Below are 22,394 nucleotides of genomic sequence, written 5' to 3' on the forward strand. Positions count from 1 at the left end.
CTATTCAACCACCATTTTATCTTCGTCCGACTCCAGTTCTTCGGGAATAGACTCTTTGATCACATCTGCAAACGCCCCGATCAGGTTTTGTTTGAGGAATTCACGGCTGTACACGAGACGGATCTTTCTCGAAGGCACCGGATCTTCAAATTCCTTTACGATGCCGTTTGCGCAACTGGTATCGTGGTCGTTCATGGCGAGGTAGGGCATCAGGGTAACTCCAAAATCCTGTTCCACCAATCGTTTCAGGGTTTCCAGGTTCCCGCTTTCGAAAATGATGGGCGCCTTATTTCGCTTTTCGTTGTTTTTCTTGCAGATCTTCATGGTCTGATCGCGGAAACAGTGTCCTTCGTTCAGCAGCCACAAATCTTCCTCGTAGAGATCATCCACACAGATCTTGTCTTTCTTAGCCAGCTTGTGGTTGGGGTTGATGTAAGCAAGAAAAGGCTCAAGAAACAGGTCTTTCTCAAAAATATGTCCTTCGGTGGGAGTAGCAATAATACCGACATCGAAATAATCCTCATTTAATCCTTTCAGGACTTCTTCGGTCAGAGCTTCTTCAAAAACCAGTTCAATATGGGGATATTGATCCACAAAAGACTTCAAAAACAATGGCACCAGGTACGGCGCGATAGTAGGAATGATACCCACGCGAAAGGTGCCACGGAGTTCCTCGCCCTGAACGGCTACCATATCTTCAATGTGTTTGGCTCCGCTCAGAATTTTCTTGGCCTGCTCAATGATCTCCTCGCCAATGGCTGTAGGTACTACCGGAGACTTGGATCGGTCGAAGATCAGAACATCAAGTTCATCTTCCAGCTTTTGGATCTGCATACTGAGTGTGGGCTGTGTGATGTAGATCTTCTTGGCTGCAGTAGCAAAGTGTCGGTACTTATCGACGGCAACGATGTATGAAAGCTGAGTTAAAGTCATGTAGGTAAATAAATTGAACGATTCCTGCCGGAATAGATTTTTATAATTGAATTGCTGTAAAATAGAGTTTTAATCGATAAAAGGTAGACCATTGAAGAAGCATATTTGGATAACCGGAAGAGTACAGGGTGTAGGGTTTCGACATTTTACGCGCAAGAATGCCGAATCGTTGGGTGTACTTGGTTGGGTGAGGAACTTACCGGATGGAAAGGTTGAGGCTGTTTTTGAGGGAGATGAGGATCAGATTGATGAGCTGATTGATCGGTGTAAAAAAGGTCCGCCGGCAGCCTATGTAAAGGAGATCAAGGTAGAAGAACCCAAAGAAAAAGGTGCATTTACCGACTTTCAGGTTCGGTTCTAATGCACCTTGAATTTTGGAAAAAGGCCGGATGATCAGGAATCTTTAGACAGGTTGTTGTCAATAAAGGTCATTAGTTTGGCCAGGTCTTTTTGGGAACGGTCATCCAGATCGTTTTCATCCATAAAATTGTTCATGGCACGTCGTTCTTTGCGATCATATTGGCGCATAATGTCCTTAGCTCGCAGTTTTCTCAGTTTTTCGATATCTCCGTTATGCTTTTGAAGATAATATTCCGTGCTGTTCATATAACGGTCGACCTGTTTTCCGGTAAAAGGATCTTTGCGATTGCTTCTCAAAAGATTAGTCTCATGCACAGCAAGCAGTTTTAGTCCGGTACCCTGATTATACAGTACCTGTACGGGGGTAGGTTCGCTAAAACCTAATTCTTCATTGCGAATTTGAAAGGTGTACACTTCCTGCACTTTGTCACTGCTTTCAAAGTCATCCGGTTTCTCAAACATAAAACCTTTCACGCCGGTGGTGTTCAACACCATGATACGGTCGTCTTTGATGAAAAGGACCTGATTCTTGTGCGAATCATAGTTGATGGGTAAGATCTGACTTGCTTTACCGGACTCAAACAGAATGCGTCCGTTTTCAAAAGATTCTTTTATAAGCGGACTCCCTTCGATCTCTTTGTTCTCTTCAGCATAAATGGTAGTTCCGGCCTGGTTGGTGATATTCACCGTTTGGTAATCGAAATCATCCTCATCTTGTGCTTGTACTGATGTTGCAGCAAAAAAAGTAAATCCCATTAAAAAGGCAGGCAGAAAAAATAATTTTAGTAGCTTCATAATATCATTCATTGACTATTGTTTTATCGTTTGTAAATATGCTTACAGAATTCTATAAGTTCAAATATTTACAGGTAAATATTCTTAAAGGCATCCTGTGAGGCTTTCACATTGTACAACCGGTGGGGTGAGGAAATATTATTTACTGATAACAGTTAGTTGAGATCGTCTTCTTTTATAATAAGGGTACAAATCATGCTCAGCATTCAGTGAAGCAACAAAACAAAAATGTGGATAAATAGTTAACAAAAATCTTCGAATAGAACTGTGATGAATGCTATATTCATATTTTAGAAATTCCATCCCAAAAGGCATTTTATGTACCTGATTTTTGATACCGAGACCACCGGCTTACCTCAAGATTTTTCAGCTCCAATTTCTGATCTTGATAACTGGCCGCGCCTGGTTCAACTTGCCTGGCAGCTGCACGATGAGACCGGAAAGCTCATCAACAGTGGAAATTTCATTGTGAAGCCGGAAGGTTTTACCATACCCTTTAACTCCGAGAAAATACACGGCATCTCAACCGAGCGTGCTCACGAGGAAGGGGTGGAACTGGATTATGTGCTGAAAGAGTTTTCCAAGGATATCAATAAAGCCTTTTTTCTGATCGGGCATAATGTCAGTTTTGATGAGAAGATCATGGGAGCGGAGTATTTGCGCAAGAAGATCTCATCGGCTATTCTCGATAAACCCAAGATCGATACCAAAGACGACGGTACTGATGTAGCTAAGATCGAAGGCGGCCGGGGTGGAAATTACAAATGGCCTTCACTCGGTGAGTTACATCATGCCCTGTTCGACGAAGGTTTTGAAGACGCCCACGATGCCGCTGCCGATGTAGAAGCCACTGCCCGCTGTTTCCTGGAAATGGTTCGAATTGGCGCCACCAAAGTGAATTTTCCGATGGATGCGCGTTTGTATGAACCAGCACAAAGTTACATTGAACGCGAGGAATATATTGATCTCGTTTCGCCGTCCCGGTTCAAGACCAAGCAGTCTGAAGAACAGCTTGAGGCTCAAAAAAAAAGTGGCGGCGAAGACGAAGAGAGTGGAATCAAGGCCGTTGAAAATGTAACCTTTACGCATCTTCACAATCATTCCAAATTTTCGGTACTTCAGGCAACAGCCGGTATCAAAGACCTGGTGGCCAAGGCCAAAGAAGAGGGAATGTCGGCTGTGGGACTTGCTGACCTGGGCAATATGTACGGGGCTTTTTCTTTTGCCGCTACGGCTCATGCGGAAGGCATTAAACCGATCATCGGTTGTGAGTTTTATGTGGTAGAGGATCGGCTTCAAAAGAAATTCACCCGCGATAACCGGGACCGGCGATATCAGATCCCGATGTTTGCCAAAAACCGGAATGGCTACAAGAATCTTTCCAGGTTAAGTTCCATTGGTTTTACGGAAGGGTACTACTACAAATACCCGCGGATTGATAAAGAGGTGATCGCAAAATATGCCGAAGATATTATCTGTCTGAGCGGGGGTATACGTGGCTGGCTGGCCGACTTGATTCTTAACAAGGGACAAGAGTTTGCTGAAGAGGAACTTAAATGGTGGATGGATGTTTTTGGGGATGATTTTTATCTGGAAGTGCTCAATCACGGCCTCGAAGAAGAGAAACGGGTAAATGAAGTTTTTAGATCGTTTTCTGAAAAATATGGGGTGAAGTTGGTGGCGTCCAATAATGTCTTCTATCTGGATGAGGAAGATGCCAAAGCCCACGATGCTCTCATTTGTATCGACGACGGGGAATTGATGAGTACGCCCAAAGGCAAGGGGCGCGGATACCGGTATGGATTCCCGAATGATGAGTTCTACTTTAAGTCGCAAGACCGCATGAAGGAGCTTTTTGCGGATATGCCTGAAGCCATCAAGAGCACACAGGAAATTGTGGATAAGATCGAGCCGATCAAACTGGAGCGGGATGTGTTGCTTCCACGATTTGAGCTGCCCGAAGGATTTGAGACGGAAGATGAATACCTGAAACACCTGACCTATGAAGGTGCCAGGCCTCGGTATAAAGAAATTGATGAGGAAGTAACCGAGCGTATAGAATTGGAGCTGGGCATCATCGAGGAGATGGGTTTTGCCGGATACTTTTTGATCGTTCAGGATTTTATTGCGGCTGCGAAGGAAATGGGGGTTTATGTGGGGCCGGGGCGTGGTTCAGCAGCCGGTTCGGTGGTGGCCTATTGTACGGGTATCACCAACATTGACCCGCTGAAATACGATCTGCTGTTTGAGCGGTTCCTGAATCCGGAACGGGTAAGCATGCCTGATATCGATATTGATTTTGACGATGACGGGCGGCAGCGTGTGATCGAGTATGTAGTGGACAAATATGGCGTGGATCAGGTGGCGCATATCATCACTTTTGGGTCTATGGCAGCGCGCTCATCAGTGCGAGATGTGGCCCGTGTGCTCGATCTGCCTTTAGCCGATGCCGATCGCCTGGCCAAACTGGTGCCTGAAAAACCGGGTACTTCGCTGGATGATGCTTTCTCAGAAGTGAAAGAACTTCGGGATATCAGGGATGGGGAAGGACTGGAAGCAGAAACCCTGCGGATGGCTCATGTGCTGGAAGGCTCGGTTCGGAATACAGGGATCCATGCGGCAGGAGTCATCATCGCTCCAGATAAACTTACCGAATACATTCCGGTAAGCACCGCCAAGGATGCAGATCTTTACGTAACCCAATATGATGGGAGCGTGATCGAAAATGCCGGTATGCTGAAGATGGACTTTTTGGGGCTGAAGACGCTTTCTATCCTGAAAACAGCCATTGAATATGTCAAGGAAAATCATGGAAAGGAATACAACCTGGATGATATACCGCTTACCGATGAAACCACGTACAAACTGTATCAGCAAGGTGGAACTTTAGGGACTTTTCAGTTTGAGAGTGAGGGTATGCGTAAGCACCTTAAGAATCTAAAACCCACGAATATCAACGACCTGATTGCTATGAACGCGCTGTATCGTCCGGGACCGATGCAGTTCATCCCGGATTATATTGAGCGGAAGCACGGGCGCGAGAAAGTAGAATATGACCACGAAGACCTGATCGATATCCTGGAGCCGACTTATGGAATTATGATCTACCAGGAGCAGATCATGAAAGTGGCGCAGCGTATGGGTGGCTACTCATTAGGTGAAGCGGATGTTCTTCGCCGAATCATGGGTAAGAAGAAGCCGGAACTCCTTCCTCCTGAAGAAGAGAAATTTGTAAACCAAGCCATTGAAAAAGGCTACGATAAGCAAACCGCCAAAGACGTCTTCGACAAGATGGCGATGTTTGCGGGCTACGGATTTAATAAATCGCACTCGGCTGCTTATTCGGTTGTGGCCTATCATACCATGTATTTCAAGGCGAATTATCCGGCCGAGTACATGGCGGCGGTGATGAGCCATAACATGAGCGATATCAAAAAGGTGGCTTCGTTTATTGAGGAGTGTCAGCGCATGGGTATTGCGGTGGATCCTCCAAACATCAATACCGCACGTGGAAAATTCCGGGCAAAAGACGGCCGTGTGCAATATGGGATGTCGGCCATAAAAGGAGTCGGTTCTTCAGCCATTGCCCACATTGTTGAAGAACGTGAAGAGAACGGCGATTTCACTTCCATTTTTGACTTTGCTACCCGGGTTGATCTCAGGACTTGCAACCGGAAGACATTCGAAAGTTTGGTCCTGGCCGGTGCCTTCGATACGCTGAATGAAAACAGGGCGCAGCTGTTTGAATCGCTTGAGGACATCCTTTCCTATGCCGTGCGAAAGCAGGAAGAAATTCGCTTGAATCAGGGCAATTTGTTCGGAGGTGATAGCGGTGGCCCCGGTTCGCAAGAGCCAAAATTGCAGGAAATCCCTAAATGGACACAGATCGAGCGGCTGAATAAAGAGCGGGAACTGATCGGGTTTTACCTGAGTGGGCATCCACTAACCCGTTTCAAGGAAGAGATCAAATTATTTGGAAAACAGAACCTGAGTGAGAATATCTTTGGAAGGATGTCGGACCGGTCGAACATCAAATTCATTGCCATTGTAACGGGAGTGAAGCGGGTTACAGACAAAAAAGGCCGGCCGTTTGCATTCTTGCAGGTAGAAGATCTCAACAACTCTACAGAAGTGATCGCTTTCAGCAGTACTTACGATCAATATATGGGGCTGCTGCAAACCGACAATGTACTTTACATAGATGGAAATGTTGATACCCGAAGCGGGGAGCCGAAAGTGATTGCCAACTCTTTTGAGAGGGTTGAAAATCTGCGTGAGAAATTTCAGGATCAGCTGAGTTTGAAGATCGACCTGAAAACATCGGAATTAAACAAAGATGCACTGAAGCAAGTAGAAACGTTATTTTCGATCAATAAAGGCACAACCAATGTCCGGTTCACCCTGCACAGCAGCGAAGCCAACGGCCCCATTCGTATGAATGTCCGCAACTTTGTAGTAGAGCCAAACGATGATTTGCTCCGTGGACTCCGGGATGTTTTAGGTGATGAGGCAGTAGAATTGGTACATGGAAGTTAATTAATTCAAAATTAAAGATTTAAAATTCTAAATTACTTGACTGCTATCACTCCACCCTATCACCCCAATAATTCAAAAGAATGTGTAAAGTTGAATGAAATATCCCGATATTTGTTCAAGATTAAAGAAAATCACATAAATCAAATCTCAAAGCATTATGGCAAAACCAATTGAATTTACCGACAGTAATTTCGATGATGAAGTATTGAATTCAGATAAACCGGTTCTGGTTGATTTCTGGGCAGAATGGTGTGGTCCATGCCGCATGATCGGGCCGATCGTAGAAGAGCTTGCCGGCGAATATGAAGGCAAAGCGAAGATCGGAAAAGTGGATGTTGACAGCAATCCGGAAGTTTCTGTGAAATACGGAATCCGCAGTATACCTTCTCTGCTCATTTTCAAGAATGGAGAAGTTGTGGATCAGATCGTGGGTGCTGTACCGAAATCCCAGCTCACTAAACAGTTAGAAGCTCAAGTGAACTAAACGGTTTAAAATACTTTTATGAAAGCGATGTCAGACCGGCATCGCTTTTTTTATTGTGTAATTTTTTACAAGCCTTTTCAAGAAGTAAGAATGCTTACTGCCCGTTAGTGGTTACCTTTGATGTTCACTCCAAATTAATTTTCCTATGAAACGTATACTCATCATCCTTGGCGTGCTGGTTGTATTGGCTCTGCTCGCTATTCCAAAATTAAGAAGCCTGGGGGGAGAAGCAGCATCTCCGGCCAATAGCGGAAATCAAAACGCTTTGTCTGTTGATGTTCATTTGGTTGAACCTCAGCTCTTTGAGAACAAGATCTATAGTACCGGTACGCTGCTTGCCAATGAAGAAGTAGATATTAGAAGTGAAATATCAGGTAAGATCGTAGAACTTTATCTTGAAGAAGGCCAACAGGTGGAAGAAGGAGAGCTCTTACTTAAGATCAACGACAGTGAGTTACAGGCTCAATTACAACAGGCTGAATATCGACTCAATTTAGCAGAAGTCCGTGAAGAGCGGCAAAAGCAACTGCTGGAGCGGGGAGGGATCAGTCAAGAGCAATACGATGCCACACTGAATGAGCTGAATGTACTTAAGTCCCAAGTTGATCTCATACAGGCACAGATCGATAAGACCGAGATCTATGCCCCCTTTGATGGGGTAGTGGGGCTGCGTTATGTAAGTAATGGAAGTTACATATCGCCGACATCAGAGATCGCCAATTTACAATCCATCAACCCGGTAAAAGTAGAATTTTCGATTCCGGAACGATATGCGGGGATCGTTAAAGAAGGAAATCGGGTCATTTTCAGTGTGCAAGGACAGGATCAGGATTTTGAAGCAGAGATTTATGCGGTTGAGCCGAGAATAAACACGCAAACCCGAACGCTGAAGATGAGAGCTTTGGCTCAGAATCCTGATGGAAGGTTGCTTCCCGGCGCTTTTGCAAATATTGAATTGGTGCTTGAAGAAATTAACGATGCACTTATGATCCCGGCCATTTCTGTGATCCCCGAACTGCAGGGTCAAAAAGTGTTCGTGCTTGAGAATGGGGTGGTACAGGAACAGCCGGTTACAACAGGGATCCGAACCGACCGATATGTACAAATAACAGACGGACTCGCTCCGGGTGATACGGTACTTACCACAGGTTTATTACAAGTCCGTAACGGATCCAACGTGAAAGTGAACCGGATAGACAAATTTAAGGAGATCGAGCTATGAGTTTATCGTCGCTGAGTATACGCCGGCCGGTATTGGCTACGGTAATGTCGCTGGTGATCCTGATCCTGGGTATTGTGGCGTTCACTTTTTTGGGGATTCGTGAGTATCCTGCTACTGAACCTCCTATCGTTACCGTAAGTACATCTTACACCGGAGCCAATGCGGATGTGATCGAGTCACAGATCACAGAGCCGCTGGAAGAAGAGATCAACGGTATTGCCGGGATCCGCACAATGACTTCCGTAAGTCGTGAAGGGCGAAGTACCATCACCGTAGAATTTGAGCTGGAGATCGATCTTGATAACGCTGCAAATGATGTACAGTCGAGGGTTTCGAGAGCAGTGCGTGAACTTCCGCCGGATGCTGATCCTCCGGTAGTTTCAAAAGCAGATGCTGATGCCAGTCCCATTGTTTTCCTGAATGTACGCAGTGACAAACGCAATCTGCTTGATCTTTCTGATGTTGCTATGAATGATTTCAAGGAGCGCGTGCAAACGATACCGGGAGTCAGCAGTGTGCAGATCTGGGGTGAGAAACAGTATTCCATGCGTTTATGGCTCGATCCTCTTCGCCTGGCTGCTTATAAATTAACTCCGCTTGATGTTCAGCAAGCTCTTCAAAATGAAAATGTAGAGCTCCCGTCAGGACGAATTGAAGGAGATATGACTGAGTTGACGGTACGTACACAAGGTCGTTTGTACGAGCCGGAAGAGTTCAATAACCTGATCATCAGTGAGCAAGATGGAAATGTTGTGCGTTTCAGGGATATTGGGAACGCAGAACTGGGAGCTGCTAATCAGCGAACTATACTGAAGCGGAATGGGGTGCCTATGGTGGGAGTGGTGATCGTGCCGCAACCGGGGGCGAACCAAATTGAGATCGCTGACGAATTTTATAACAGGGTTGAGCAAATCAAAAAAGACCTGCCTCCGGATATTCAAACCGCTGTCGGTTTTGATACCACTGAGTATGTGCGGGCTTCTATTGACGAGGTGCAGCAAACCATTTTCCTGGCCCTTGCTTTGGTAATTTTGATCATTTTCCTGTTTTTGAGAGATCTAAGGACCACCATTATACCGGTTATTGTAATTCCGATTGCACTGATCGGGACGTTCTTTGTGATGTACATGGCCGGTTTTTCTATCAATGTGCTAACTCTTTTGGCGATCGTCTTGGCCATTGGTTTGGTAGTTGATGATGCGATCGTAGTTCTGGAGAATATTTACGCCAAGATCGAAGACGGAATGAATGTGATCGAAGCTGGTATCCTCGGCTCAAGAGAGATCTTCTTTGCTGTAGTGGCTACCTCACTTTCCCTTGTTGCTGTGTTTACCCCGATCTTGTTTTTGGGAGGAATTACCGGACGATTGTTCCTCGAGTTTGGCGTGGTTATGGCAGGTGCAATTATCATTTCCTCTTTTGTAGCATTGACGTTAACCCCAATGCTTACCACCAAAATTTTAACATCCGATTCCAAGCACAGTACTTTTTATAAGAAAACGGAACCGTTCTTCAAATGGCTGAATGCAAAATACAAATCCAGCCTGGAAGCTTTTATGGAGAAAAGATGGGTGGCTTTCCTGGTGATCGTTATTTGTGGATTTGGTATTTGGCTATTTTACGCAAATTTGCAGCAAGAGCTTGCTCCTTTGGAAGACCGGGGGCGTTTGATCGTAAGTGCATCGGCACCGGAAGGAGCTACGTTTGAATACATGGATCACTATATGGATCAGCTTACCCAGTTCCTGATGGATGAAGTGCCTGAACTCGATGGTTTGATCACTGTGACCTCTCCGGGATTTGGAGCTTCCAGCTCGGTAAACTCGGGATTTGGCCGTATTATTCTTTCTCCGGCAGATGAACGTGAACGATCTCAACAAGAGATCTATAATGATCTGTCCACAAAAGTTCAGGATCTGAGTGGAGCTCGTACATTCATTGCCCAGGAGCAAAGTATTGGTGGAGGTCGAGGGGGACAGCCTGTACAGTATGTTCTTCAAGCCGGTACCAATGATGAGTTGAAAGAGATCATTCCGGAGTTTTTAAATCAAGCTCGGCAGAATCCGGCTTTTGCGTTTGTAGATGTAAACCTGAAGTTCAACAAACCGGAAGTTGAGATCCGTATCGACAGAGACCGTGCACGCGATCTGGGTGTTTCCACCAGAGATATTGCCCAAACCTTGCAGTTGGCCTACAGTGGACAGCGGTTTGGATATTTTCTGAAAGGCGGGAAGCAGTATCAGGTAATAGGTCAGATGAGCCGGGAAGACCGGGACGAACCGCTTGACCTGAGAAGTTTATATGTTCGAAACAACAGGGGCGAGATCATCCAGTTAGATAACCTGGTAACTTTGACTGAGCAAAGCAGTCCGCCTCAATTATATCGCTTTAATCGGTATGCATCGGCCACGGTTTCTGCCAGTTTGGCTCCGGGTTACACCATCGGAGATGGAATTGACGCCATGGATGCAATCGCTGAACAGGTGCTTGACGAAAGTTATACCACATCGCTGTCAGGGCCTTCCCGGGATTTTGTAGAAAGCTCTTCCAGCTTACTTTATGCATTTTTACTGGCTCTGCTGCTGGTCTATCTTGTGCTTTCGGCTCAATTTGAAAGCTTCCGCGATCCTTTGGTGATTATGTTTACCGTACCACTGGCTCTCACCGGTGCATTGCTTACCCTTTGGTATTTCAATCAGACGCTCAACATCTTCAGTCAGATCGGTATGGTGATGCTGATCGGATTGGTAACCAAGAATGGGATCCTGATCGTAGAATTTGCCAACCAGCGACAGGTTCAGGGACTTTCGGTTCTTGAAGCTATTAAGGATGCTTCAGTGGCTCGTTTTCGTCCTATACTTATGACCAGTTTATCCACAGTGTTAGGCATTTTGCCTATTGCCCTTGCGTTAGGTGCCGGCGCTGAAAGCCGTAAGTCGATGGGAATCGCGATCATAGGAGGATTGATCTTCGCCAGTATTCTCACTTTATATGTGATCCCCGCACTCTATTCTTATTTCTCAACAGAGCGTTCATCCAAAGGCGCTATTGACGATGAGACTTTTAAGAAATTAGAAAACCTCGAAACTTCAGAAGTATCAGCATAGCCATCATGAAAATTTCCCAAAGAGTTAAAGTATGGTCTGTAGTTTTTATGGCCATCGCAATTGGAATTTTAAATGCGGAAGAAAGTCGAGCCCAACAAAGCCTAAGCCTGGAAGATGCGATCAGGTATGGTATGGAACGGAATTTTGCTATTCGAATTGCAGAAAATGAAGCGCGGATTTCAGAGAACAATAACAGTATTGGAAATGCCGGGTTTCTTCCGGTGATATCTGCAGAAGCCGGGTTGAATAAAAGAGTGGAGGATAACGTCACCCGCTATGGAGCAAATATTCCGGACCGGGATGACCAGGGTGCTCAGACAACTGTTTACAATTACGGCATCAATGCATCATGGCGTATTTTTGATGGATTGACGATGTTTGCCACTTTAGACCGCTTGTCTGTTCTTTCTGAGATAAGTGAAGTAGAGGTCAGAAACCGGATCGAGCTGGTTTTGGCTGATATCATCACAGGCTATTATCAGGTAGCAGGGCAGCAAAAGGCAGCACAGGTTCTTCAGAATACGGTCGAGATCTCAAAAGAGCGGATCCGTATAGCAGAAACAGCACGCGACCTTGGTTCCGGATCAGAATACGAACTTTTGTTAGCCCGGGCCGATCTTAACACCGATAAAGCAGCGCTCATCCGGTCACAAACAAATTTAAATCAGCTTAAAGTATTGCTTACAACCATTCTCGGTGATACTACCAATACCGATTTTCTGGTAGATCCTGAGATCATTCTTGCAGAGAAACTCTCTTTGGAAGCTCTGATGGCTGAAGCCTTGGCCCAGAATAAAGATCTCACTTTGACTCGTCTAAACGAAGAAGTTGCTGAAGCTGAGATCAGGGAGATCAGGGGAGAATGGCTTCCACAAATCGATGTTACCGGTGGATATGGTTATTCAAGAACTGAGGCTTCTACCGGCTTTGCTGAGTTTTCCGAGACCAAGGGACTTAGATATGGAGTAACAGCCAGCTTGAACCTTTTTGATGGATTTAACAGGCAGAGAAGGCAAGAAAATGCCCGCATTGCTTTGAAGAATGAGCAACTGAGGAGAGAAGATCTCGAGCTTCAGATTCGGGCTAATGTAAGCCGGGTCTATACCCAATATGATGATGCATTGGCTTTGATCGATCTGGAAGAAGAGAATCTGGAGATCAATAAACAAACGGTGGATATTGCGCTTGAACGCTTTGAATTAGGAACCATAAGTTCTATAGAATTAAGGGAAGCACAGCAAAGTTTACTGAATGCCGAGAACCGCCTGATTGAAGCTCAAATTGCTGCAAAATCAGCCGAAATAGAACTCTTAAGGTTAAGCGGAAGATTACTTTCCCGGGCTGAATAACGTAGATCGGGCAGCTTGCCCGATTACCCGCAAATTTTACATAACTGCCCGTAAGATCTTTTCAAGTTTGAAGACTTGAGGATTTTGCTATAACTCTTAAGTCACCGTTACCATCTAGCTCCACACGCTCTGCGTTGGAGCGGAAGGGAAAGATCAATCCGGCAAGTTAAAGGTAAGTGTAAGACAGGTTCCGTTTTCTGAATAATCGACCGCATCGGCATATTCTTCCATAAGGAAAACTCCCCGACCGCTTGTTTTTAGTAAATTTTCTTCTGCCAAGGGGTCAGGAATTTCTTCCGGATCAAACCCTTGCCCCTGATCTTTGGTTTCAAAGATAAGTTTCTGATCAGACCGGTAAACCTTGATCTCAACTTCTTTTGAAGCATCCAGCTTATTGCCGTGGACAATTCCATTTGTTGCTGCTTCTGAAACAGCAAGCATTAGTCGTGCATAAAAGTCATCGCCAAAGGAAAGCTCTTCTTGAAGGGTGTTGAGCAATTCCTCTACACGTTCAACTTCTTCGTAAGTGGATTGGAGGGTAAGGGTGTGGATCAATTTCATTATTTATGCATAAATGCCGCGCAATTTAAGCGTGGTAGCTACCCGATCGATAGCATACATGTAAGCCGCCTGTCGGAGCGTAATACTATACTTTTCACTCACCATAAACAAGTTGTCAAATGCTTCTCTCATCATCCGGTTCAGGCGTCGGTTAACGCGTTCTTCAGTCCAGAAATAGCCGTGCCGGTCTTGCACCCATTCGAAATAAGAAACCGTAACTCCTCCCGCATTTGCGAGTATATCGGGTACAACCATGATTCCTTTTTCTTCAAGGATCTTATCGGCGTTATGCGTCACCGGACCATTTGCGCCCTCAGCAATGATCTTGGCATTTATCTTAGCTGCATTGTCTTTATTGATCTGATCTTCCTTGGCTGCCGGTATCAGAACATCACATTCCAATTCCAATAAATTTTGATTGGAAATTTTTTCTGCTCCCTCAAAGCCTTCCAGCGAATTTCCGTGGGCCTGTGCGTATCGTATTGCTTCCGGAATATCGATACCGTCTTTGTTATAATAGCCTCCGCTAATATCGCTGATCGCGATCACTTTGGCTCCCTGTTCGTACATCAACTGGGCGGATACAGACCCTACATTTCCAAATCCTTGTACCACCACAGAAGTATTGCTTGGGGAGATCCGTAGCTTTCCGAGTGCAGCCAGCGTACAGGTTACCACTCCGCGGCCGGTAGCTTCTTTTCGTCCCTTGGAGCCTCCAAGGATGATGGGCTTACCGGTAACCACAGCTGTTTCAGTTTTTTTCTGTTTCATGCTGTAGGTATCCATGATCCATGCCATGATCTGCTCATTGGTATTCATATCGGGAGCAGGGATGTCACGATCCGGACCAAATACATCATACATGTTGGCCGTGTATCGTCGGGTTAGTCGTTCCAGCTCCGGTTGGGATAGTTCTTTGGGATTGACACGTACACCGCCTTTTGCCCCTCCAAAAGGAACATTTACAACGGCACATTTCCAGGTCATCCACGCAGCCAGGGCTTTTACTTCATCGATGGTAACATCATCGGAATAACGGATGCCACCTTTCGAGGGACCTAAAATACTGTTATGGATCACACGATATCCCTCAAAAACTTCGATTCGTCCGTCATCCATGGTTACCGGTATGGAAACCATAACTACTTTTTCAGGGCTGGAGAGATACTTGAAAACACCTTCATCCAGGTCCAGTAGTTCCGCCGCAAAGCGAAACCGCTCCATCATGGAAGCAAAAGGGGAGTCGTGGGTAATGTGAGGAACCGGTTCTTTGTAGTAGCCGCCGTTAGCTGATTCTTTGTTGGGCATTGCAAATAGTATGAAGTAAGATTATTTATTAGCTATATCACTCAAAAAAGCGGTTCCAAATATAGAAACTAATATGGAAAACTATTACTCCTTTTCGGCAAATTGAATAGATAATTTTAGTCCATTGAGGATTTCTTTTAAGATGAGTGTATATAACCTTTTTTTATAAAGCAGATTTTAATCAAAAGGTTGTAAGTCGGGCAGTCTGCTCTGGCAATCAATATAAGTGGGATATGTTTACTCAATGGATCTTCTCTGTTTTGGAGAATTAGGAGCATGGAAAGCAACAGCATTTCAAGTCTGAAGACTTGGGGAATTTCTGGCTATAGCTCTTAAGTCACCGTTCTGGATGCAATGTTTTTTGAAGATGATATTTGGGCTCGCTTAAGACTTAAGAGATCGTTTGGGGAAATGTTGGAATCGGAATCAATCATCACTGTTAACTTATTGTTAAGCATTGGGAGTATTTGCGATTCATAACACTGTCTTAACATTTGGTTTTTACCCTTAGGTCTCAAATTCAGCACACAAATCAAATAAATGTCAGATTCAGAATCTAATACAAGCGAAAGTCCCATTGAGCGGTTTATTCCCACCGGCTTTTATGATGTCATTAAACAGGAACGTGTATTTATAGGACTCATAGGCCTGTTTTTCTTCTTGGCCGGAATTGCGTTTCCTTATGCCAAAATTGCTATGTGGGTTGGGTTTTTATTTGCCGGTTACTCAGCCATCGCAAATGATAGTATACAAACGATCGGTACCTTCCTGGCTTCCAACTCAGATAAGAAATGGTGGGTTCTGTGGCTTTGGATCGGCGGTATATTCTTGATCACGGTAACTGCAAGTTGGTACATTTATGATGGTGATGTAACCTATCAGCGGCTAACCTCAAAAGGATTTTCACAGGCACCAACCGATTTTTCATTTCTGCAGGTTGCGGCTCCGATTTTCTTATTGATCCTCACCCGAATGCGGATGCCGGTTTCTACCACTTTTCTTTTATTGAGTGCATTTGCAAGTTCAGCAGAAGGGATCACTTCCGTATTAGGCAAGAGTTTACAAGGATATGGACTGGCACTTATTGCCGGATTGGTAGTATGGCTGATCGTTACCAATACGCTTGAAAAAAGATTTAATGGGGAACCGAGCAAAATCTGGTTGCCTTTGCAGTGGATCATATCCGGTACGCTATGGGCTGTTTGGGTGATGCAGGATGCAGCTAATATTGCCGTGTATTTACCCAGATCGCTTGATTTCAATCAATTCCTTGGTTTCTCTCTGTTCATTTTCTTTGGATTGGGACTGCTCTTTTACCTGAGAGGCGACCGTATTCAGGAGATCGTTACCGAAAAATCGCGGGTCACTGATATCCGGTCGGCAACAATTATCGACTTTGTATATTCCATTCTTTTGGTCTACAAATTGACGATTAGTACAGTACCTATGAGTACTACATGGGTATTCCTTGGATTACTTGCAGGACGTGAACTTGGGATGAGCATCATGGACGGAAAAGAACATGGTCGCCCTCTGAAGAAAGTATTTGGAATGGCATTTAAAGACCTTAGTTATGCACTCATCGGATTAGCAGTATCCATTATTTTGGCTATCTCAATTAATGATCAGGTTCGTCAAGAACTGCTTCAAATGGTAGGTTTTTGACATCATATGATTGGCTATTGATATTTAAGTCCAAATATCCCATACTAAGGCGTCCCACATATAAGCACTTTATATGTGGGGCGCCTTTTTTTGTTTTCATATACTGCATTCTCCATGAAAGAGTTAGAAACTGACATATCATCAACAGTAACCAAAACGGATGCACTATGAACGCGAATGTCCTGGTCTTGAATCAAGACTATCAACCATTGAGTATTTGTTCGGTACAGCGCTCGATGAAACTTATCTTTTTGGAAAAGGCAGAATTACTTCATGATGATCCTGAAAAGGAAGTTCGTACGGTACAGGAATCGTTTCAATTTCCTTCGGTGATTCGCCTTAGAAACTACATTAATGTGCCATATTCCAAGATCGTACTGTCCAGAAGAAATGTGATGCGCAGAGATGATTATACCTGCCAGTATTGTGGTAAAAGATCGGACCTTACCATAGATCATATTTTACCCAAAAGCAGGGGCGGTAAAGACACCTGGGAAAACCTGACTACCGCTTGCGACAAGTGTAACGTTAAGAAAGGCAACCGCACGCCTAAAGAAGCTCAGATGCCACTGCACAGCAAGCCTTATCGTCCGGTCCCAATCACTTTTTTCCGGGATTCCAATGGAAGCGTTCAAGAGCCATGGAAACCCTACCTTTACATGACGTGATAGATTTTTGATGATTTAATCACTCAATCACTTCATCATAAATCAACCCACTGCTAAAGCTTTATTAGCTACGGCCAGTCCTTTCACGAATGCCTGAATGACAGCTTCCAGTGTATCAGGAGAGGCGCCTTTGGAGGTGAATTTATGCCCTTCTTTTTCTAAGGTCAGCGTTACGATCACCAATGAATCGGTGTCAGGGCTCAGGATCTCTACTTCGTGATTGATCACTTCAAGCGGAAGAAAAGAATCGGTTTCAGCTTTGATGGCCGTTAAGATTGCATCGATCGGCCCAACGCCTTGGTCCAGGGAAATTACTTCTTCACCGCCATCAATTCTAAGTTTCACGGCAGCACTCACCAGTCCGTGTTTGCGCATGGTAAGTTTGTAGTCTACCACTTCAACAGGATGCTCCAGATTAGCATCCTCATTATATACCAGCGAGCGAAGGACTTTGATCTCTTCTTCCTTCAGTGTTTTCCCCTTTCGGTTGATGTTATGGACATACTCTTCATAGAGTTTGGAATGTCCTTCATCCATGCTCACATTCTCGAAACCGGTATTTCGGGATTGTCCCCAGCTTTCTTTTTGCATCTCAACAAAACCGGATTCAATGTATTGCTGAATACGTTCCAGGTTGGGAGGCAGAACCGGGGAAGAAAGAGAATATTTAGCCACGATGTGAGAACTCTTCAATCCGGTTCCCGTTAACACAAACAAGCATTTTTTCCCTTTAAACTGGTCCAGATTATTTTTGAAGGTAGCCAGTGGAATAGCACAAGCGGGTTCGGTGAAATATCCTTCTTCCACCGTCATTTCCTTCATAGATTCAAGTAACTCGTTTTCGGTTGCCGTAAAAGCCGAACCGTCGGTTTCTTCAATGCCCCGAAGTACTTTATAGAAATCCAGTGGATCGCCAACTGCCACAGCATCAGCCATGGTGTTTACCTGGTCTTTAACGATCTTATCCTTTTTAAAAATGCCCTCCACCACCGGCGAGCTTTGTTCGGGTTGAACCGCAACAAAATGGGGGATCTTGTCGATCAGTCCGGCCGCCTTCATTTCTTTGTATCCTTTGTAAATGGCAGCAAAGTTTGTTCCGGCACCAATAGGTACAAATATGTAATCGAAATCGGTGATGCCTTGCTCGTACAACTCATAAGAAAACGACTTTTGTCCTTCCTGACGAAATACATAATCACCGGCCAGATAGTAGTTTCCGGATTTAGCGAATTCCCGGCAGAGTTTTTCACACACCATGAAATCGCCTTTGATCTTGATGATGGTGGCGTCATAAATAGTTGCCTGAGCCAGTTTTACTTCCGGCGTTTTTTCCGGCACAAACACAAAACACGGAATCTTGAAATAACAGGCATAAGCAGCAACGGAAGCCGCCATATTTCCGGTGGAGGCGAGGCAGATCGCATCCGCTCCCAGCTCCAGCGCTTTCTGCACTTCTATATAGCTTCCCCGATCTTTAAAGCAACCGGTAGGATGTTCAAATTCAAGCTTACCGTAAAGTTCAGCTCCATATCTTTCCGAAAGCCGGTTAAGTTTTTTTAGTGGAGTAAAATGGCTTTTCAGCGGATCAGGTTTAATTTCCTTCAAAGGATACTGGATCTCTTTTCGAGCCTCGTTGTACTCAATATCAAGCACTCCGCCACATTCCGTGCAATACGTACTAGTCTCGCTCTCATCGTTAATTTTGCCGCACATAATGCAGCTCATGGTGTATCCGGAATTACTGGCTTTCATAAAATAATGGTATGATAAATGGTCTTCTTTTTTCTGGTAGTGAAGGTATCAAAAAATAGATAAAAAAGCGCTTTTTTGGGGATTCAGATCATAAAGGAAGTAAAATAATCTCTTCGAAATCAAGATCGAGTTCGTCCAGAACTTCACTTGCAATTTCCTCGATTTCATCCTCGCTGTAATCGTTCAAGCCTTCCAGCTTTACATAGAGGATCTCATTGCGTTCATCAATAAAAAATTGGGCTTCATTGCTTTCAAAACTCTCTTTCAATGTGTTCACCAAAAATTCCACATCTTCAATAAAAGCTTTGATTTCGTCTTCGGTTGGTTCGCTCATTTTGTGTAGTTTCTTGGAAGGATTTGAATGGCCTTCACGAGTGAAAATTCAATTGGAAACTATGAATAAATATTTGTCAAAACTTTGTGAAATTTCAAAAAAGCCGGAACGTGTTATTGTTGGGTTGATGTCAGGAACCGCTCTTGACGGGCTTGATGTGGCACTTTGCAAGATCAAGCGTTCAGGTAAAGAGGCCAAACTCGATATTCTTGAGTTTGATACGTGTGAATATACGGACGAACAGCGAATGCGCCTTCGAAGCATCCAATCCAAAGAGCAAACGCAAACACACGATTTAACACTGATGCATTCTGAGCTGGGAATTTGGTATGCAGAGAAAGTGCTCAAACTGCTGAAAAAGTGGAACGTGAATCCCCGGGATGTGGATCTGATTGGCAGTCATGGCCAAACGGTATATCATGCCCCGGCTGAAACAGAGGGACAAATTCACTCAACTTTACAAATGGTGGATGGAGATCATATTTCACAGACATCAGGGGTTATCACGGTGTCTGATTTCCGCCAAAAACACACAGCGGTTGGGGGAGAGGGAGCTCCTTTGGCCGGTATTTTTGATGAACTGTTTTTTCGGGATGATCAGCAGCATCGCATGCTTTTAAATTTGGGCGGTATTGCAAACATAAGCTGGCTTCCGTCCAGAAAATCCGGAGAACAAACATTCGCAACGGACACCGGTCCGGCTAACACACTCATCAATGAAGCCATGCAAACTTATTTTAGAATGCCATACGACGATGGAGGAAAAATTGCTGCTTCGGGAACTATTCATTCTGAGTTGGTGAAGTACGTGCTGCTGGAACCCTATTTCCGAAAACCATTTCCTAAAACCACCGGTCAAGAGGATTTTCAGCTTTCTTACATCGAACAGTTGATGGAAGGGCATGGTATTGAACTTGAGCCGGCCGACCTTGTGGCGACACTTACAGCCATAACCTCGCAAAGTATTGTCCGGGCAGTGGATGAGATTGTTGGAGAGCAGCAGTTCGACTGTTTTATAAGCGGTGGCGGAACGCATAACGAAACGCTGTTAAACGATCTTAACGGCCGAATTCCCCATGCCAATTTCAAACCTTTCAACGAGCTCGGCATTCACCCCGATGCCAAAGAAGCAGCAATGATGGCCTTTTTCGCCAATGAATTAGTAGCCGGAGATGGATTTGCAATTCCGGGGGTTACGGAGGAGAAGGTGCATTTGGGGAAGATCAGTTTACCGGGGTAGGGAATTAAAATGTAAAATTCTAAATTAAAAATTGGAGTTTTATCCGTGTTCAATCAAGCGGTCTGTTCAAGAGCCATAACCAGCACATCCACGACTTTCTCGATCTGTTTTTCGGTGATGACCAACGGCGGTAAGAAGCGTACCACGGTTCCATGAGCCGCATTTCCCAAGACATTATATTCAAACATCTTATCAATCACAGGCCGGGCCGGACGATCTAACTCCACACCGATCATCAATCCTTTTCCCCGGATATCTTTTACATTGGGGTTTCCTTTCAATTTTTCTTCCAGCAGATCCATCATGAACAGGCCTTTTTCGGCGGCTTGCTGCACGATATTTTCTTCTTCAATGGCTTCCAATGCAGCGTTTGCAACATGACAGGTAAAAGGATTTCCGCCAAATGTGGTTCCATGATCTCCAAATCCAAATGCAGACGCTACTTCCTCTTTGGCTATGATGGCTCCAACGGGAATTCCACCGGCCAGGGCTTTGGCAGTAGCCACAATATCCGGCATCACATCAAAATGCTGATAAGCGTAAAACTTCCCGGAGCGCCCGATCCCACACTGCACTTCATCAATGATCATCAGAATATTGAGTTCATCACACAAAGCTCGTGTCTTCTGCATGAAGTCAGGATCGATCACATTCACTCCGCCGGAGCCCTGAATGGTTTCAAAAGCAATGGCGATGGTATCTTCATTGGCTGCAGCTTTCAAAGCCTCAAAATCATTAAAAGGAACCTGCTCGAAACCCTCCGGCAACGGATCAAATCCTTCGGCATAACTCGGCATACCCATCGCGATGGTTGTAACTGAACGGCCATGAAATCCTTCGCTGAGTGTGATCATATTTCCGGATTTGCCATGCTTTTTGCCCCATTTACGGGCGAGTTTCACACATGCCTCCATGGCCTCCACACCGCTGTTACAGAAGAACACGCGATCAAGTCCTGAAATCTTGGCCAGCTTTTCAGCCAGTAAACTCTGCGGCTCATTATAAAAGAAATTGGAGGCATGCAGCAGCTTTTCGGATTGTTCTTTAATGGCTGCTACCACTTTCGGATGACAATGTCCGAGGTTATTTACCGCCAGTCCGCCGAAAGCATCCAGATATTCATTGCCTTCGGTATCCCAAACCAGCGCACCCTTACCGTGCGAAAGCGTTACGGGAATGCGATTATAAACCTGGAAGTGATACTGCTTTTCAAGCTGCTGTGCTTTGTTCATGTGAGGGTAGTGATAAATGTGATATTAGTGTTAATAATTTGGAACTGAAGGTTCCGTCATCCATTACGAGCTGGCCGTTCGTACCGAGTATTCTAAAGAATCCTCGGAAGAGGATTCTCGTTCCCAACCGCTGGTTGGGAATGAATGACAGAACCGCTGGTTCAAAAGTAGTGAATTAGATTGCATAAAATTAATTCTGTAAGGAATCGCCCTCAAATTGCTCTAACTATATAAAAGTAAAGAGTAAGTCATGGGACGAAGCCGGTATAAAATATACGAAGAACATTATCCATACTTCATCACAAGTACAATAATAGATGGATTGCCACTTCTTTCGAAGCCCGAGTTGGCACAGATCGTTTTAGAGAGTTTGACATATCTTCAAACAGAACGGAAGGTAATAGTTTATGGATATGTAATCATGGGAAATCATTTTCATGCTATTGTACAGGGAATAGATTTAGCTAAGAAATTGAGACTTACAAAATCATATATGGCACGAAGCATGGTCGATCTATTAACAGAGAATGGGAACAGTAAATTGTTAAGTCAGATAGCTTTTAGAAAACTAAGACATAAATTGAGATCCGATTATCAAGTTTGGGAGGAAGGGTTTCACCCTAAACAACTTTTTAATGATGAGATGGTGAATCAGAAGTTGGATTATATACATTTTAATCCCGTGAGTGCTGGTTTTGTCGGTCGGGCAGAGCATTGGCGATATTCTTCTGCAAGGAATTACTTGGGACAGGAAGGGGTGATTCCTATTACTATCTACTCAGGCTAACAAAGTGGAACCGGCGGTTCCGTCATGCATTCCGAACGGGCCGTTCGGAACGAGTACAAAA

The 22,394-nt window shown here is 44.6% G+C and carries 17 protein-coding genes; 10 read left to right on the plus strand and 7 right to left on the minus strand.

The annotated features are described in order from the left end of the window. Entirely contained in the window at positions 1–933 is a 933-nt protein-coding gene (locus tag B151_RS0101680) for a hydrogen peroxide-inducible genes activator (protein WP_020401855.1), read from the minus strand. A 91-nt stretch (positions 934–1,024) separates the two neighbouring features. Here B151_RS0101680 and B151_RS0101685 point away from each other — a divergent pair, with 91 nt between their 5' ends. After that, on the plus strand, positions 1,025–1,294 hold the full coding sequence (locus B151_RS0101685; protein WP_020401856.1) for an acylphosphatase: 270 nt from the start codon (positions 1,025–1,027) through the stop codon (positions 1,292–1,294). 32 nt (positions 1,295–1,326) lie between these two features. On the opposite strand, the gene B151_RS0101690 is transcribed toward B151_RS0101685, so the two are convergent. Beyond that, positions 1,327–2,088 (minus strand): hypothetical protein, encoded by a 762-nt coding sequence (locus tag B151_RS0101690; RefSeq protein WP_157470637.1) that lies wholly within the window; start codon positions 2,086–2,088, stop codon positions 1,327–1,329. Between the two features lie 318 nt (positions 2,089–2,406). On the opposite strand from B151_RS0101690, the gene dnaE reads away from it, so the two are divergent. The 5 genes from dnaE to B151_RS0101715 all read left to right on the plus strand — a co-directional run bounded on the left by dnaE (position 2,407) and on the right by B151_RS0101715 (position 12,786). Continuing rightward, positions 2,407–6,624: a DNA polymerase III subunit alpha gene (gene dnaE, locus B151_RS0101695; protein WP_020401858.1), complete on the plus strand. Its 4,218-nt coding sequence runs from the start codon at positions 2,407–2,409 to the stop codon at positions 6,622–6,624. Between the two features lie 157 nt (positions 6,625–6,781). Then, positions 6,782–7,108, plus strand: a complete 327-nt coding sequence (gene trxA, locus B151_RS0101700) for a thioredoxin (RefSeq protein WP_020401859.1) — start codon at positions 6,782–6,784, stop codon at positions 7,106–7,108. 145 nt (positions 7,109–7,253) lie between these two features. After that, positions 7,254–8,330 (plus strand): efflux RND transporter periplasmic adaptor subunit, encoded by a 1,077-nt coding sequence (locus B151_RS17685; protein WP_020401860.1) that lies wholly within the window; start codon positions 7,254–7,256, stop codon positions 8,328–8,330. After that, the gene (locus tag B151_RS0101710) at positions 8,327–11,437 is read left to right on the plus strand and encodes an efflux RND transporter permease subunit (RefSeq protein WP_020401861.1); all 3,111 of its coding nucleotides are present in this window, start codon (positions 8,327–8,329) and stop codon (positions 11,435–11,437) included. Before B151_RS17685 ends, B151_RS0101710 begins: the two co-directional genes overlap by 4 nt. 5 nt (positions 11,438–11,442) lie before the next feature. Continuing rightward, the gene (locus B151_RS0101715; RefSeq protein WP_020401862.1) at positions 11,443–12,786 is read left to right on the plus strand and encodes a TolC family protein; all 1,344 of its coding nucleotides are present in this window, start codon (positions 11,443–11,445) and stop codon (positions 12,784–12,786) included. A 153-nt stretch (positions 12,787–12,939) separates the two neighbouring features. Here B151_RS0101715 and B151_RS0101720 read toward each other — a convergent pair whose 3' ends face one another. Together B151_RS0101720 and B151_RS0101725 are read right to left on the minus strand one after the other, a co-directional pair. Beyond that, the gene (locus B151_RS0101720) at positions 12,940–13,347 is read right to left on the minus strand and encodes an ATP-binding protein (RefSeq protein ID WP_020401863.1); all 408 of its coding nucleotides are present in this window, start codon (positions 13,345–13,347) and stop codon (positions 12,940–12,942) included. A gap of 3 nt (positions 13,348–13,350) precedes the next feature. After that, on the minus strand, positions 13,351–14,655 hold the full coding sequence (locus tag B151_RS0101725) for a Glu/Leu/Phe/Val family dehydrogenase (RefSeq protein ID WP_020401864.1): 1,305 nt from the start codon (positions 14,653–14,655) through the stop codon (positions 13,351–13,353). A gap of 540 nt (positions 14,656–15,195) precedes the next feature. On the opposite strand from B151_RS0101725, the gene B151_RS0101730 reads away from it, so the two are divergent. Continuing rightward, the gene (locus B151_RS0101730) at positions 15,196–16,320 is read left to right on the plus strand and encodes a hypothetical protein (RefSeq protein ID WP_020401865.1); all 1,125 of its coding nucleotides are present in this window, start codon (positions 15,196–15,198) and stop codon (positions 16,318–16,320) included. Between the two features lie 167 nt (positions 16,321–16,487). After that, the gene (locus B151_RS0101735) at positions 16,488–16,988 is read left to right on the plus strand and encodes an HNH endonuclease (protein ID WP_026166417.1); all 501 of its coding nucleotides are present in this window, start codon (positions 16,488–16,490) and stop codon (positions 16,986–16,988) included. A 42-nt stretch (positions 16,989–17,030) separates the two neighbouring features. On the opposite strand, the gene thrC is transcribed toward B151_RS0101735, so the two are convergent. Together thrC and B151_RS0101745 are read right to left on the minus strand one after the other, a co-directional pair. After that, positions 17,031–18,740 (minus strand): threonine synthase, encoded by a 1,710-nt coding sequence (gene thrC, locus B151_RS0101740; protein WP_020401867.1) that lies wholly within the window; start codon positions 18,738–18,740, stop codon positions 17,031–17,033. 88 nt (positions 18,741–18,828) lie between these two features. Continuing rightward, positions 18,829–19,074, minus strand: coding sequence for a hypothetical protein (locus B151_RS0101745; RefSeq protein ID WP_020401868.1), 246 nt, complete (start codon positions 19,072–19,074; stop codon positions 18,829–18,831). 61 nt (positions 19,075–19,135) lie between these two features. Between B151_RS0101745 and B151_RS0101750 the strand changes: the two genes are divergently transcribed. Continuing rightward, positions 19,136–20,314: an anhydro-N-acetylmuramic acid kinase gene (locus B151_RS0101750; protein ID WP_020401869.1), complete on the plus strand. Its 1,179-nt coding sequence runs from the start codon at positions 19,136–19,138 to the stop codon at positions 20,312–20,314. A gap of 53 nt (positions 20,315–20,367) precedes the next feature. On the opposite strand, the gene B151_RS0101755 is transcribed toward B151_RS0101750, so the two are convergent. Beyond that, positions 20,368–21,546, minus strand: a complete 1,179-nt coding sequence (locus B151_RS0101755) for an aspartate aminotransferase family protein (RefSeq protein ID WP_020401870.1) — start codon at positions 21,544–21,546, stop codon at positions 20,368–20,370. Between the two features lie 250 nt (positions 21,547–21,796). Between B151_RS0101755 and B151_RS0101760 the strand changes: the two genes are divergently transcribed. Continuing rightward, positions 21,797–22,333 (plus strand): REP-associated tyrosine transposase, encoded by a 537-nt coding sequence (locus tag B151_RS0101760; RefSeq protein ID WP_020401871.1) that lies wholly within the window; start codon positions 21,797–21,799, stop codon positions 22,331–22,333. Positions 22,334–22,394: the final 61 nt, after the last annotated feature.

The sequence above is a fragment of the Gracilimonas tropica DSM 19535 genome, from assembly GCF_000375425.1.
Lineage (GTDB): Bacteria > Bacteroidota > Rhodothermia > Balneolales > Balneolaceae > Gracilimonas > Gracilimonas tropica.

Bases quoted from the DNA above. Each gene is read 5' to 3' on its own strand.
- B151_RS0101680 (WP_020401855.1), bottom strand. From the start codon at position 933: ATGACTTTAACTCAGCTTTCATACATCGTTGCCGTCGATAAGTACCGA.
- B151_RS0101690 (WP_157470637.1), bottom strand. From the start codon at position 2,088: ATGAAGCTACTAAAATTATTTTTTCTGCCTGCCTTTTTAATGGGATTT.
- dnaE (WP_020401858.1), top strand. From the start codon at position 2,407: ATGTACCTGATTTTTGATACCGAGACCACCGGCTTACCTCAAGATTTT.
- trxA (WP_020401859.1), top strand. From the start codon at position 6,782: ATGGCAAAACCAATTGAATTTACCGACAGTAATTTCGATGATGAAGTA.
- B151_RS17685 (WP_020401860.1), top strand. From the start codon at position 7,254: ATGAAACGTATACTCATCATCCTTGGCGTGCTGGTTGTATTGGCTCTG.
- B151_RS0101710 (WP_020401861.1), top strand. From the start codon at position 8,327: ATGAGTTTATCGTCGCTGAGTATACGCCGGCCGGTATTGGCTACGGTA.
- B151_RS0101715 (WP_020401862.1), top strand. From the start codon at position 11,443: ATGAAAATTTCCCAAAGAGTTAAAGTATGGTCTGTAGTTTTTATGGCC.
- B151_RS0101720 (WP_020401863.1), bottom strand. From the start codon at position 13,347: ATGAAATTGATCCACACCCTTACCCTCCAATCCACTTACGAAGAAGTT.
- B151_RS0101725 (WP_020401864.1), bottom strand. From the start codon at position 14,655: ATGCCCAACAAAGAATCAGCTAACGGCGGCTACTACAAAGAACCGGTT.
- B151_RS0101730 (WP_020401865.1), top strand. From the start codon at position 15,196: ATGTCAGATTCAGAATCTAATACAAGCGAAAGTCCCATTGAGCGGTTT.
- B151_RS0101735 (WP_026166417.1), top strand. From the start codon at position 16,488: ATGAACGCGAATGTCCTGGTCTTGAATCAAGACTATCAACCATTGAGT.
- thrC (WP_020401867.1), bottom strand. From the start codon at position 18,740: ATGAAAGCCAGTAATTCCGGATACACCATGAGCTGCATTATGTGCGGC.
- B151_RS0101745 (WP_020401868.1), bottom strand. From the start codon at position 19,074: ATGAGCGAACCAACCGAAGACGAAATCAAAGCTTTTATTGAAGATGTG.
- B151_RS0101750 (WP_020401869.1), top strand. From the start codon at position 19,136: ATGAATAAATATTTGTCAAAACTTTGTGAAATTTCAAAAAAGCCGGAA.
- B151_RS0101755 (WP_020401870.1), bottom strand. From the start codon at position 21,546: ATGAACAAAGCACAGCAGCTTGAAAAGCAGTATCACTTCCAGGTTTAT.
- B151_RS0101760 (WP_020401871.1), top strand. From the start codon at position 21,797: ATGGGACGAAGCCGGTATAAAATATACGAAGAACATTATCCATACTTC.